13 protein-coding genes are annotated in these 14,321 nt (G+C 29.8%); 10 read left to right on the top strand and 3 right to left on the bottom strand.

From position 1 onward, the window contains the following. Positions 1-53 precede the first annotated feature (53 nt). Positions 54-761, top strand: coding sequence for a ribonuclease H-like domain-containing protein (locus LGK97_RS07765; RefSeq protein ID WP_226259188.1), 708 nt, complete (start codon positions 54-56; stop codon positions 759-761). Positions 762-840: 79 nt separating this feature from the next. On the opposite strand, the gene LGK97_RS07770 is transcribed toward LGK97_RS07765, so the two are convergent. The 3 genes from LGK97_RS07770 to LGK97_RS07780 all read right to left on the bottom strand — a co-directional run bounded on the left by LGK97_RS07770 (position 841) and on the right by LGK97_RS07780 (position 3,132). Next, entirely contained in the window at positions 841-1,008 is a 168-nt protein-coding gene (locus LGK97_RS07770; RefSeq protein ID WP_226259189.1) for a FeoB-associated Cys-rich membrane protein, read from the bottom strand. 41 nt (positions 1,009-1,049) lie between these two features. Next, the gene (gene feoB / locus LGK97_RS07775) at positions 1,050-2,816 is read right to left on the bottom strand and encodes a ferrous iron transport protein B (RefSeq protein ID WP_226259190.1); all 1,767 of its coding nucleotides are present in this window, start codon (positions 2,814-2,816) and stop codon (positions 1,050-1,052) included. A 91-nt stretch (positions 2,817-2,907) separates the two neighbouring features. Then, complete coding sequence (locus LGK97_RS07780) at positions 2,908-3,132, bottom strand: FeoA family protein (RefSeq protein WP_226259191.1); 225 nt, start codon at positions 3,130-3,132, stop codon at positions 2,908-2,910. Positions 3,133-3,411: 279 nt separating this feature from the next. Here LGK97_RS07780 and LGK97_RS07785 point away from each other — a divergent pair, with 279 nt between their 5' ends. From LGK97_RS07785 to LGK97_RS07825, 9 genes are all read left to right on the top strand, one after another. Further along, the gene (locus LGK97_RS07785) at positions 3,412-4,047 is read left to right on the top strand and encodes a ribonuclease H-like domain-containing protein (protein ID WP_264174987.1); all 636 of its coding nucleotides are present in this window, start codon (positions 3,412-3,414) and stop codon (positions 4,045-4,047) included. Between the two features lie 590 nt (positions 4,048-4,637). Further along, entirely contained in the window at positions 4,638-6,326 is a 1,689-nt protein-coding gene (locus LGK97_RS07790) for a GspE/PulE family protein (RefSeq protein WP_226259193.1), read from the top strand. 13 nt (positions 6,327-6,339) lie between these two features. Continuing rightward, the gene (locus tag LGK97_RS07795; RefSeq protein ID WP_226259194.1) at positions 6,340-7,548 is read left to right on the top strand and encodes a type II secretion system F family protein; all 1,209 of its coding nucleotides are present in this window, start codon (positions 6,340-6,342) and stop codon (positions 7,546-7,548) included. 117 nt (positions 7,549-7,665) lie between these two features. Beyond that, on the top strand, positions 7,666-8,052 hold the full coding sequence (locus tag LGK97_RS19770) for a type II secretion system protein (RefSeq protein ID WP_264174988.1): 387 nt from the start codon (positions 7,666-7,668) through the stop codon (positions 8,050-8,052). 186 nt (positions 8,053-8,238) lie between these two features. Next, the gene (gene pilM, locus LGK97_RS07805) at positions 8,239-9,360 is read left to right on the top strand and encodes a pilus assembly protein PilM (RefSeq protein ID WP_226259195.1); all 1,122 of its coding nucleotides are present in this window, start codon (positions 8,239-8,241) and stop codon (positions 9,358-9,360) included. Between the two features lie 9 nt (positions 9,361-9,369). After that, on the top strand, positions 9,370-9,942 hold the full coding sequence (locus LGK97_RS07810) for a PilN domain-containing protein (RefSeq protein WP_226259196.1): 573 nt from the start codon (positions 9,370-9,372) through the stop codon (positions 9,940-9,942). Continuing rightward, positions 9,929-11,194 (top strand): coiled-coil domain-containing protein, encoded by a 1,266-nt coding sequence (locus tag LGK97_RS07815; RefSeq protein ID WP_226259197.1) that lies wholly within the window; start codon positions 9,929-9,931, stop codon positions 11,192-11,194. The genes LGK97_RS07810 and LGK97_RS07815 overlap by 14 nt, the downstream gene beginning before the upstream one ends. Positions 11,195-11,210: 16 nt before the next feature. Beyond that, entirely contained in the window at positions 11,211-12,020 is an 810-nt protein-coding gene (locus LGK97_RS07820) for a prepilin-type N-terminal cleavage/methylation domain-containing protein (RefSeq protein ID WP_226259198.1), read from the top strand. A gap of 27 nt (positions 12,021-12,047) precedes the next feature. After that, on the top strand, positions 12,048-14,321 hold the full coding sequence (locus tag LGK97_RS07825; RefSeq protein ID WP_226259199.1) for a pilus assembly PilX N-terminal domain-containing protein: 2,274 nt from the start codon (positions 12,048-12,050) through the stop codon (positions 14,319-14,321).

Consider the following 14,321-nt stretch of genomic DNA (forward strand, 5'->3'; position numbering starts at 1 on the left):
AAACACGGTTATTGTAATATGTACTTTTCGTTTTTTATAGATTAGGGGGAACTATGTTTATCAAAGAATATGAAATTGAAGTTATTTTACCTAGTGAGATTTTTAAAAAATTTAAAATGGATACTATCGCATATATAGATGTTGAAGCTACAGGTTTTGATTTGGAAAATGATAAGATAGTACTGATATCTTTGGGATACTACCTAAAGGAAAATCAATTTAAAGTTATTCAATATTTTGGAGAGACACCTTGTGAAGAAGAAAGTCTTTTAAAAGAGTTTAAAAAAGCAATGGGCAATTTTAGAACATGGTGTTCTTTTAATGGTACATCCTTTGATGAACCTTTCATAATTAAAAAGATGAATAAGTTTAATCTTAATTTTAGGATGCCTAGTCACCACATAGATTTATTTAAGATCATAAGACCATTTTACAAAAGAATGGGAATGAAGGGCTGTAGTTTGAAAAGTGTTGAACAGTTTGCTGGAATTAAGAGGGATGATGAAATAAGTGGAGCTAAGAGTGTTGAGCTATATAATGAATATCTAGTAAAACATGATGAAAAGCTAAAGGAAATTCTTATGCTTCATAATTACGAAGATGTTGCAAACTTACCTAAGATTTTCAAGGTGATTAACACTATTGAGAATGATTTGGATGTTAAAAGGCAAGAAAAGCTTGCGAAAAAGCAAATGTTGCTTTCAAAAAATAATAAAAATATAAATGAGCCACTAAAAATAGTTAATAGTCTGTTATCATAATGGAATGCTAATTTTAGTAGTGAAGTTACAAAAATATAAAAGAAGTGGTATAGTCTATTTACAGACTATACCACTTCTTTTATTGAATTTTGTTATTATCCTTAACCGATTGTTTTACCTCGCAGCTATGACCGCAGCCTTCGCAACCATTTCCACAACCACAATCACCACTTGCTTGTTTTTTTATATTTTTATACAAGATATATCCAGCTAGAACAACGATTACACCAACAATAATAATTTCCATTGGCACATCACCTCTTTATATTTTATACTATAATTTTTTTATTATCCTATTATAAGGCTACCTACATTAAATACTATGAAAGAAACTATCCATGCTAGGACTAATTGGTAGGTCAAAGAGAATATTGCCATCTTATTGCCGTATTCTTTTCTCATTGTTGCTATTACAGATACACAAGGCGTGTATAGCAATACGAAAGTGAGGAAACTATAAGCAGATAAAGGCGTGAAATAATTAGCTAAAATATGTGTTAAATCACCACCATATATGACGCCCATAGTACCAACAACTACTTCTTTAGCCATAAGACCAGTTAATAGTGCTATGGAATTTTGCCAAGAAGCAAATCCTAATGGAATAAATAATGGATTTATAAACTTTCCAACAGCTGCAAGGAAACTTGAATTTATATCTACCATGCCTGTAGTGTTGAAATTTGATAAAAACCATACTATTACGGAAATTGAGAAAATTATAGTTCCAGCTTTCTTTAAAAATCCTTTCCCTTTTTCCCAAGTATGTAGTAATAGGGCTCTTGGTTCTGGTAATTTATATTCTGGTAATTCTATAATAAAAGGTTCTTCATCCTTTTTAAACAAAGTGTTTTTAAATAGTAATCCAATTCCAAAGGCTAAGCCAATACCCATTAGATACAATGAAAATACAGTAAAGGTTTCTCTTCCAGGGAAAAATACTGATGCAAACAGTGCATAAACTGGAAGTCTAGCATTGCAAGACATAAGCGGAACAAGTAGTGCAGTTAATTTTCTGTCTTTATCGCTTTCTAAAGTTCTTGCAGACATAATGCCGGGCACAGAACATCCAAAACCAACAATTAAAGGAATGAAGGCCTTGCCTGATAATCCCATCTTTCTCATTACTTTATCCATTATGAAAGCAGCTCTTGCCATATAACCACTATCTTCTAGGAATGAAATACCAAGAAATAATGCTAAGATAACTGGTAGAAATACTACAACAGAACCTACACCACCTATGATACCATCTAATAGTAGAGAGGAAAACCACGGGCTATTACTTGCAAGTAAATTACTTAGAAATGGAATAAAAGAATTATTAAGTAGATCGTCTAGAAGATCGGCTAAAGGTTGTCCTACCCAATTGAAAGTAAACATAAAAATTAAAAATAAACTTCCAAAGAACAAGGGATAAGCAAGAAGTCTATTTAGTACAATTTTATCAATTTTTTCTGAAACGGAAACCTTATTATCATTATTTTTATTGGTGCAAGATTTTAATAAAGATTCTATATATGCATAAGTTTCTTTTTCATCATTAAATTTTAAACTATTTGAAGTGGTGGTAATGTAATTCTTTTCTAGAATACAATCTTTAACATCAGAAATACCCTTACCTTTTGATGCTACAATAGGTATTATCTTTACGCCTAATTTTTGTGATAAAAGATCAAAATCAATATCTAAACCTTTTGATATTGCTACATCTAACATATTTAATACCAAAATTATTGGTTTGTTAAATTGTTTTAACTGAGTTGTAAGATACAAATTTCTATCAAGACTTGATGCATCAACAATATTTATAATTACATCTACATCACCATTTTGTAAAAACTCCTTAGAAACTTTTTCTTCATTTGAATAAGTGTCCATGGCATAAATACCAGGCAAGTCTACAATTTTGATTTGATTATTACCTATATAACCTTCTTTTTTCTCTACAGTTACTCCAGCCCAATTACCAACGTATTGATTAGAGCCTGTAAGTGCGTTAAATAAAGTTGTTTTACCAACATTTGGATTACCTAATAAAGCAGCAGTAATCATTTAAAAGCCTCCTTACCCATTGCAAGTGTGTTTCTTAAAGTAAAACAGTATAACATTGCTTTACTTTTTATAGTCTTTTAGGGCATGTTAATTATGCCTTTATTATACTTATATTTTTAGCATCATTTTTTCTAATTGCTAAGTTAAAACCACGTAAGTTTATAATTATAGGGTCACCTAGGGGAGCAGTAGCTTTTAAAGTTACTTCAGTACCTTCTATGCAACCTAATGCCAATAATCTTTTAGCAAATTTCTCATCGCCATAAATTGATTTTATTAATGCTTTATCTCCTGGTTTCATATCATAGATGCTCATAATAATCACTCCTTAATGAAAACAATTCTCAATAACATATTAACATCTTTAGAAAGCAGTGTCAATAAAAAATAGTAGTATAATTATTAAATTTTTTAAAATGCTTTTAAATGATAGTGTAACTGTGATAACATATAAGAAGAGCAAAGTTTTAAATTACAGGGGAAGATTTACGGGTTTGCTTTTTAAAAAAAATTATTAAGAAAATCAGTAAAATTAGTAGAAAAGAGTGATATTGTGATTACAAAATTTAGTAGTGTCAGTGTGGGAGAAATTTCAATGGAAAACTCACTGGACATAGACGGAAATACGAAGCTCTTTAAAGATGCATTGTTTTTTGATTTAGAACATTACATTTATAAAAAGCCTATATGCATTGGAGTTTTTGGGTGTTGTTACTATGATGAAATTTCAAATGAGTTAAAGGTTACTCAATATATGGCAGAAAATAAAAAAGATGCTATAGAAATATTATGTTTATCCAAAGATTATTTTGAAGAAATGAAAATGAAGTATGGCAAAAAATATATCGTTACATTTTCAGGAAACAACGACTTTACAGTTATAAACTATTTATTAAAAGAACATGAAATAAATTTTATACTAGAAGGGTATTTTAAGGAAATAGATCTACAAAAATGTTACGAAAAAGCTGAAGGGGCTTGCATAGGTCTCAAGGCGCTAGAAAAGAAATTTGATATTAATCGCGAAAGTGAATTAATGAGTGGATCAAATTTAGCTAAGACTTTTGGCAAAATAGTAAAAGACGATGATTATATAAATAGAATGCCACAGGAGAAAAAGGATAAAATACTTTTATATAATCAGCAGGATGTTGTAAGTTTGTTTTATATTTATGTGGATTGGTATAATAAGATACAATTAAAGACAGAAGAAATCATAGCACAGCAATAGCTGTGTTTTTTTGCGTAAATTTCATAAGTGGATGAAAATGAAATAGCTAATGTATAGAAACAAATGTTGTGTTATTACATTTTAATGTATTAAATTTCAAATTATAAAATTCGTTGTCGAATATTGCCGAGAAAGAATATATTAAAACTAAATTTTATATCATTTTAGATTTGTTTATAAATAACGAACATAGGAGTAATAAAATATGTTTACTATAAGGCAATGCAATGGATTTAAAACCATTGTAGGCAAGATAGATTTATGTTGAAATTATAATAAATATGTTTAATTATAAATATTATTAAATTTAAAAAGTGATAAACAAGTATTTTACTTAGAGAAAAATCGCTTATTTATTCCATGAAAATACAATTTTATTTAAAATTAAATTGAAATTTTTCTAAAAGTGGAATATACTGAGTTTATATTAAATAATACATTAATGGTTGAATTGCGAAGTGAATTTATCACTACATTCTTAGTTAATTGAAATTTAAAAAAGATATAAAAGATGATGATTATTATACACAAATATTTAAAATAAATCGAATGAAAAAAACATGAAGAATACTAATAGAGGAGCGCAGCTGATGAAGAGTATATCAAAAAAGAGATTGGGAGATTTATTAGTAGATTCTAGAAAGATATCACCAGAACAACTTAAAAAAGTGCTCATAAAGCAGCAAGGCTCTGGAAAAAGGCTAGGAGAAATCCTTATTGAAGATGGTATTTTGAGTGAAGAAGATATCCTAGGCGTTTTAGAGCAACAATTATGCATAAATAGAGTATATCTAGATATGGAACATATTGATCAAAAAATTACTCAAGTAATTCCAGAAAGTATTTCAAAAAAGTATAACTTAGTTGCTTTTGGTATGGAGGATAATAAGCTAAAGGTTGCAATGTCTGACCCATTAAATATATTTGCAATTGATGATGTAAAGATATCTTCAGGCTTTGATGTTCAAATATACATTGCATCAACGAAGGATATTAAAAAGGCAATTGATATATATTATGCCAGTCAAAATGCTAAAAAAGCTGCTGCTGATTTATCAAAATCTCAAGGCACAAATGAAGCTAAGGAAGAAGATAAAGCTCAATTAGATGATATAAAAAGTGCTCCAGCAGTTAGGCTTGTTGATTCTATCATTAGTGATGCAATAAAGCTAAAAGCTAGTGATATTCATATAGAACCTTTTGAAAGTCATATAAAAATAAGGTATAGAATAGATGGTAGTTTAAAAGAGATATCAAAATACAGCAAAGATATCTATAATGCATTTATAACTCGTATCAAAATACTTGCACAGTTAAATATTGCAGAGAAGCGAATTCCACAAGACGGTAGAATTTTGACAGTCATAGATAATAGAAAGGTAGACCTACGGGTATCCACTTTGCCGACCATTAACGGTGAAAAGATTGTTATTCGGGTACTGGATAGGGAAAACTTTTTAGTTGGGAAAGAAAAACTAGGAATGAATGAAGATGACTTAGAAAAAGTAGAAAGAATACTTAAAAATCCTTATGGAATAATTTTAGTTACAGGACCTACAGGTAGTGGAAAATCAACTACGTTATATACATTATTAAATGAGCTTAATGATAATACTAAGAACATTATAACTGTAGAGGATCCTGTAGAGTATGTAGTTGATGGAATAAACCAAGTAAATGTAAATGCAAAAGCAGGATTAACCTTTGCATCGGGCCTTAGATCAATTTTAAGACAAGATCCTGATGTTGTTATGATAGGTGAGATAAGGGACAATGAAACTGCAGAAATTGCTACTAGAGCATCTATAACAGGGCATATAGTACTAAGTACAATACATACAAACGATGCACCTTCAGCTATTATAAGACTTATAGATATGGATATACAACCCTACTTAGCAGCTAGTGCCATAGCAGGAATTATATCACAAAGACTTGTGAAAAGAATATGCCCAATGTGTAGTGAGATTTACACCTCAACTGATTTCGAAAAAGAAATTTTAGGAATTGATTCCAAAGAAGAATTATTGCTTCATAAAGGTAAAGGCTGCGGACACTGCAACAATACCGGGTACTCAGGAAGAACAGGTGTATATGAAGTAATGGAAGTAACTCGTAAACATAGAGAATATATTATGCGTAACGCTAGTGTAGATGAAATAAGAGATATAAGCATAGGAAATGGAATGAAAACGCTAAAAATATCCTGTACTGATTTAGTGCTAAAGGGGATTACAACCATAGAAGAATTGGTTAAGATAGCATTTTTGAAGGAATAATGGGGGTGAGTACTTGATTACATTTAAGTATAAAGTTATGAATCATAAGGGTGAAAAAATAGAAGGAACTTTTAAAGCTAATAGTAAAAATGAAGTATTAGCTATGATAGAGGATAATAATTACTATGCTATAGAAATTAAAGAAGTATTAGAGCGTGAACAGCAGGATTTATTTGAATCTTTTGCAAAAGTTAAAACAAAGGACTTATACATTTTTTGTAGACAGTTTCACACTATGATAAATGCAGGGGCTAATATTTCTAATGCACTAGATGTATTAAGAAAACAAACTACAAATAAGAAATTAAAGAAATGCTTAAGCGAAGCGCATGATGATGTTCAAAAGGGTATATCTCTTTCAGAGGCACTTGGAAAGCATAATGATGTGTTTCCAGATTTACTGATAAATATGATTAATACTGGGGAAGTCAGTGGTAACCTAGATGTAATAATGAGTAGAATGGCTTCACATTACGAAAAAGAAAACAAAATAAATAACCAACTTAAGAGTGCTATGGTTTATCCTGCAGTACTAGCAACATTATCGGTGGTAGTAGTTATCTTTCTTTTAACTTTTATAATGCCTACTTTTGCAGGAATGTTTGAAGGCTCAGGAGTAGAGTTACCAGGTCCAACAAAAATAGTTATGGGCCTTAGTAAATTTATACAAACTAAATGGTATATTCTAATTGTAGTTATAGGTGGGGGAGTTTATGGTATGAAGACTTATGCTAAAACTCCAGTTGGTAGACTATCACTAGATGGATTGAAATTAAGATTACCCATAATTAAAGATACTACAGAAAAAGTAATAGTATCTAGGTTCACTAGAACTTTAGCTACAGTACTTGCTAGCGGGTTAGCTTTAGTACAAGCCCTGGATGTAGTACAGAAAGTAGTTGGAAATAAAGTAGCAGAGAAAAGTTTAGAAATAATTAAAGAAAAAGTTCTAAAAGGTGTTTCCTTAGGTGAGGCATTAGGGGATGAAAAGATATTTCCAATGATGTTACATTCTATGATAAAGATTGGTGAAGAATCAGGTTCATTAGATGATATCTTAGATAAGACAGCAAACTTTTATGATGAGGAACTAGAGGCAGGACTTAAGAGAATGACTACAATGATAGAGCCACTTATGATAATAATTATGGGTGTTGTAATTGGATTTATAGTTGTTGCAATGATGTTGCCTATATTTGATATGAGTAGTACGGTCCAGTAATTGTTTGATAAATATGATAAAACTATAAAATGTACATAGAAATATTATTAATATGAAAATTTTGTAGTTAAATCATTATTATATATTTAAATATCAATTTATAAGGGGGAATTATTAATGAAAATGGATTTAATTAAGAAAAAGAAGAAGGGGTTTACGTTAATTGAGCTTATTGTTGTTATTGCGATAATCGGTATTTTGGCAGCAATTGCTATTCCAAAATTTAGTGGTATCCAAGAAAGTTCTAGGGTAAAGGCTGATGCTGCTACTGCAAAAGAAATAATCATGTCTTTGAGGATGTATGAATCACAGAATGACGCGGCTCCAGGTACAGCAACAATAGCAAATATTTCTACTTTAATGGCTGTTCCTGCTACTGCGCAATCAGGTGGAAGCTTTGTACTTGTTAACGCAAATCCTGCTGATTTGCAAATAACATGGGGTCCTACAACTAACTCTAATTACTCCTTGACTGAAGCCGGAGTTTTGGATAGCACCAAGTAACAAAAATAACTTCTAGTTCTTGTTACTACCTAAGGTTAAGTAGCAATAACTAGAAGACAATATTAAGCGGCACATAAAGTGCCGTATTAAGGACTTCAGAAGGGATTTTATACCCTTATTTAAATTTTCCTTCTGAAATGTCGTTTAATATTTCAACTAAATAAACTAAAAAAGAGGTGACTCACCATGTTCAACTCAAAAGTATTATCCCTAGATATAGGTTCAAAAAACACAAAAATAGTTCTAGGAAGTCAAGGTAAAAAAAATATTACAATAGAAAAAGCCATCACCATGATTACTCCAGTAGGATGTTATAATGATGGGAATATTTTAGATATAACTAAATTTAAAAGTGAAATTTTAGATGTATTGCAAGCAGAAGATATAAAATGTAGGAATATTATTATAACGTCAAAAGGCACAGCTGTTATAACTAGAGATATTGATATACCAGTAGCTAAAAAAGAAGATATGGACGCTATAATTAAATTTCAGATGGAAAGATACCTGCCAATTATGTTTGATGATTATATAATGCAATATAAAGTATTAGAAGAGTTTGAAGAGGAAAACGTAAAACAAGCTAAGGTTACAGTAGTTATGTACCCTAAAGTCATGGCAGAGGGATATTATAATTTAGTGAAAGAATTAAAGGGACAAGCAGTAGCATTAGACATAAGTTCAAATAGCATTAATAAATTATTTGTTAAAGATATAAAAGTTAACGATGAAAGTTACAGTTTAGAAGAAACTGTTGCAGTTATAGATTTTGGACATGATTTTATAAACGTAAATATTATTTCTGGTGGAAATGTTCAGTTTACTAGAATTATTAATTATGGAGGCTCGCATATAGATATTGAAATTTCTAGACAATTATCTATTTCAGAAGAAGAGGCGGAAAGTAAAAAGCTTGAGCATTGTAATTTAGATGTAGATTCTACAGGTGATTTACAAAGTTCACTTATAAATGATATAGCAAAAGAACATGTGAGAAACTGGATTCAAGAAATAGAAAGAATGCTTAACTATTATAAAAACAAAGATAAAGATAAAGGAAATAAGATAGATAAAATTTATATCTATGGAGGAAGTTCAAATATAAAAGGTATAGAATCATTTATAAAAGATGCATTGAATTTGCCTGTCACAAGAATACAGAGTTTAAGCAATGTAAACAGCTCTAAACTAAGTACATCAAAGACAGAACTATCTAAGATAGATATATCCAAATTAGGTGGTTCTAAGCTAGATGAGGAATTAAGCAAATATCTAAATGCTGTAGGAGCAATAATAAGACTGAGGTAGGTGAAATGTATGAAAGATTTTAACTTTTTTGACTTTTATGAAGAAGCTGGTAAAAGTAAGAGAATATCTTTACTCTACGGTGTACTTGTAGTAGCTGTTGCAAGTATGGTTGTGATATCTGTTTTTGGACTTAATTATATAAAGATAAATAAGCTTAACAAAGAGATAGTTGCAATGGAGCAAGTGATTAATTCCAGTGAGAATAAAATTAAACTTAAAGAGATTGAAGAGGAAGATATGAAGATATCTATTATGAAAAACTACTATACAAAAGTTGAACCTATAGATATTAAAATAGCAGAACAAGATGTTCTAAGTAGTAAGTTAATAGGTAATGTATCATCCTGTATACCAAATGATATATATTTTAAATCCATTTCAATGGACCCAAATTCAATTCAAATATTAGGAGATGGAATAAATAGAATTGCAATAGCCGACCTTGAACATAAGCTTAAAGCTTTAGATGCAGTTGAAAGTGTTCATATTGCAAGTATTAGCAAAGTCTCAGAAGAGAAACAAACATATGGGTTTTCTTTAAAATGTATGTTAAAGGATGTTGTGAATAATGAAGGTAACTAAAAGAGAAAAAATATTACTTATAGTTTTATCAGTTATATTACTAGGTTTTCTTTATAATAAATTTGTTCTAACAAAACAGAAGGAAAAGATAAGTGCACTACAAGAGCAAAGAGATGAATATGTTAAAAAGATTAGTGAAATTCAAGCGAAAATTGATTCTAAGGATAAAAAGCAAGCGGAAATAAAGGTCTTAAACTCAAAGATTATTGATAAAACAAGTAAATTATTCCCTTCAATAGAGCAGGAAAGAATCATTGTGATGTTGAACAAGATGCTTGAAAATGCTAAATTACAGGGTGATGTTGTTAGTTTCTCAGAAATTAGTGATGATAAGCTAATATTTGAAAAGAAAAATGTTGTAATTTTAGATAATGAGTTAAGCAAATTAGTGGAGCAGTATAATAATATTGGGTCGGACAAAAAAGCTATAGAAAAGCAAATAGACAATAAAGAGACGGGAAATATTACTAAAGAAGATACCACTAAAGAAGATACCACTAAAGAAAATACGACTAAGGAAAATAAAGATACAGGTATTGCAACCACAAATAAAATGCAGGTTACTGTAAGCTTCAAAGGAAATTATCTTCCATTTTTAGCTTTTATAAAAGAAGCAGAAACCTTCGAAAAGAAAATTATTATAAGCAAAATAAATTTAGTCGCGTCAGAGGAAAATGAAATTTCAGGGAATATATTATTGGATTTTTATGCTATTCCAAAGTTTAATAAGGAAGAGTATTTTCCATGGAAATTTGATATGCCAAGTGGAAAGGAGAATCCTTTTGAAGGAGCAGTCACTTCTACTAATGCAACCCTAAAGAAAAAGGTTGAGGTTAAGAATGATTTTGTAATGAGCGCGAAACCTATTACCTCAGATTTGCCAACTATAAGAATAGGAAGGGCAGAAGATAATTCTATGAGCTCATATGTATATGCTGATAACAGGGGTATAGAGGAAGTGGAATTTCACTTTAGTAAAAAGAATGATAAGTATTATTATATGTATAAAACAAGTATAGAATCGTGGCCTAGAGACTTTAATACAGTTAACGAATTTGTTCCAGCATCAGGAAATATTACTCTAGAAGTTTTTTCTCAAAAGAGAGGTCTAGAAACGGATCTTGCCAGTGCAAATGTAAAAATATTTAATGATACTGATAAAACTGTTGTGGTAAATGTTCAAAATGATGATTCAGTTAAACCAAGGGTTAATGTATTAAAAGAAAAAGGCAATATTTTGGTTAATAGATAGTAAATGAGGAGAGACTATGAAATTTATAAAAAATAAAAAAGGTCTTACTTTAATCGAAATTATCATAAGTTTAGCAATTCTATCAATAATTATTGCTCCTATTTTGTCTTTAACCTTAAATAGTGTAAAAATAAATAAAAAGTCAGATGAAAAGATGGAGGCTTTATCCTTAGCACAAACGAAGATAGAGGAAATAAGGTCTCCTAAGTATAAAATTGATAAAAGTAGCTATACTCAAATAGGAAATGAGCTAACTAGAAATTATACAGAAGGTGCTTATAAAATAACAGAAACGTTACTCATACCTTCTCAAAGTCAAGTAGTTGGTGAGTTTAATATTATTACTGACAATCAAGCAGATATTGTGGTGAAATTTGATGGAGCAAATATAGGGGTTTATGACAAAGACAATGGTGCATTAATTAAAGATCTGGGTGAGATTAAAGAAAGTTCAATTATTGAAGTTAAATGCGACAATAGTAAGTTAATTTTAGGACTAGATGGAGATTACCAATTTAACATAGCTTCAGCGAATAACTTTGAAATAAATATGAAGATATACTCTCCCAATATTAATTTGAGAATGAATGTTATGAATTTTAGTGATAACGGGAAATTAAAGCTACACTTTATAAAGCAAGATGAAAGTTCTCAATTTACATTTAATAAATTTATTGGGAATATAGAATATTATAGCATTAATTCATCTGATTTACCAAATAACAATGGAGATACATATAGACTTTACGAAGTAAAAGTAAAGATTGAAAAGATAAGCACCGGTGAAATACTTCAAGAATTAAAAGGATATAAAAAAAATTTTTAAATTTATAGAAACTATGGGGGTGATAATATGATGAGAAGATGCAAAAGGGGTTCTTCATTGATTATAGTTTTAATACTATTTTCTGTTTTAAGCATATTAGGCACAGCCATTTTAGGGTTAACAGTGTCTAATTATAAACTTAAGATTGTTAAAGGACGAATAAAAGAAAATCTTTATGCTTCCGAAGCTGGAATTGATGAGTCGTATAAAATCATTAGTAAAGTAATAGATACTGCAATCAATGAGAGTAATATAAAAATTGATGAATTCACTAAAGAAGAAATGAACAAAGAAATTGAAAAAGAGAAAACAAAGCAGGAGTTAAAAGCAAAAGGGGAAATTAATGATGATATAGAGGAAGCAGAGTGGGATATTAATAACAAAGGTAGTGAATATATTACTGTAGATTCAAATGGAATATTTATTACTGATGAATTAGAAAATCAGCAGAATATAAAATTTAAAGAGTATTACAAGAGTTATATTGAAAATAATCTGTTTAAAGAGAATGGAAGCACTATTACTTTAAAAGATGATTATATATATGAATTATCAAGGATAAAACCTAGTGTCACCATAAATGGAGCAAAACCAAATTTTGAAGAGGTTTCATCAAATAATTATTTATTAAGTATAAATCTGAAATCTAGCTTTAAGGATAATAAAGGGATAGAAAAAATAATAGAAGCTATCTATGAGGTTTCTGTTCCAGAGTATGGGCAGGATTACAAGTTTAGCACTAATACTATTAGAATTCCCAATATGGTTTGGTCAAAAGCTTTAGCGGTAGATGGAAATATGTTTGTTAATGAAGGGAACTTAACTGTAGGAGAGGAAAAAGAAGGAGTGGATATTCCAGCAGATATATATGTTAAAGGAATAAACGGAGTAAATGGTGGAATAAATTTTAATGTTGAAAAGTCTAATACAAATATAATAGGGAATATATCTACGGCAGAAGATTTTATAATAAACAAGGGGAGTACTAATATCATAACTGGGAATATATTCAGTAGAAATGTAATTCTTAATGATACAGCTATTGGATCTACTTTAACAGTCAATAAAATTCAAAGCGATGCCGAGAGTGGATCTGTATATACTACTGACGATTTAGAATTAAATGCTGATAGGAGTAGGATTGATATTAAAGGCAGTTTTTATGGAATTGATGATGGTAGCTTCGAAGATATACAAGAATTCAATAATAATAAATATGGAAAGGCCAATAAGTCTAGTACTATTATTATAAATGCAGATTTAAATAGTGGTTCAACCTTAACAATTGCTGGCGATAGTATTATTACTGGAGTTGGTTACATTGATGTACCTTATGTAAACTTGGTTACAGGGGAAACTGGGCAATATCAAACTGGTGAATCAGTAGCCATAAAGGGAAATTACAGAGCATACACATTTCCACTTACAGGTGATGTTAATGCAAGAGATAATATAAGCCTTAATGAAAAAAATGTAACCCTTGAGTATTTTGAGCCATTGATATTGGCATCAAGTCTTAATAATGAAAAAAGAGCTTTATTTGCACAAGAGAAAAGCAAATATTTTGAAGCTTATAATAATGAATATAAAGATAAAGGTGGAAGTAATTTAATGCTTAATGGAGTGTCTTTAGGCGCTAATACATTTAGTACTGGTGCAATTGTTTCAAATGGAGAGATTAAGCCACAGCATATCCTCATTGAAGAAGGGGATATAATTAAAAAGAGAAATGTATTTAATAAGATGGTTAATAATATGGGAGTTAAGGTTAAGATTTCAGCAAGCGAAAAAGAAAAGAATGATACTTATCCAAGTGTGCCTAATAAGATATTTGGAAATAAAGATAACAATCCAGATGAAGAATGCAAATTAGATATTAGTAAATTAAAAGAAGTTAATGAATTAAAAAATGGAGAGTATACTTTTATAAAAAAAGGAGATGCCACTTTAGATTTCAACACTACTTCAAAGGGTGCCAAGAAAGGTATAATAATCGTAACTGGGAATTTGACAATAAAAGGGCAGATGGATTTTACAGGCACTATAATTGTTGGAGGAAATTTAACTTTTGAAGGTCCAGAAGAAAAGAAAATTAAATATGACAAAGGATATATTGGTGAACTAATAATTAGTAATTACTATGAGCTATTTAAAGATGTATTTATTAATGACAATATTAAGAATGTAGAAGAGTCATGGAATACAGTTATTAATGCATCTTATGGATTAGAAGTTAATGGAGATAAGCTCATACAAAAGAGTCAGCTAATAAAAACTAGAAATTGGACAATAAGCAAATAG

This window comes from Clostridium sp. CS001 (assembly GCF_020443565.1).
Lineage (GTDB): Bacteria > Bacillota > Clostridia > Clostridiales > Clostridiaceae > Clostridium_AD.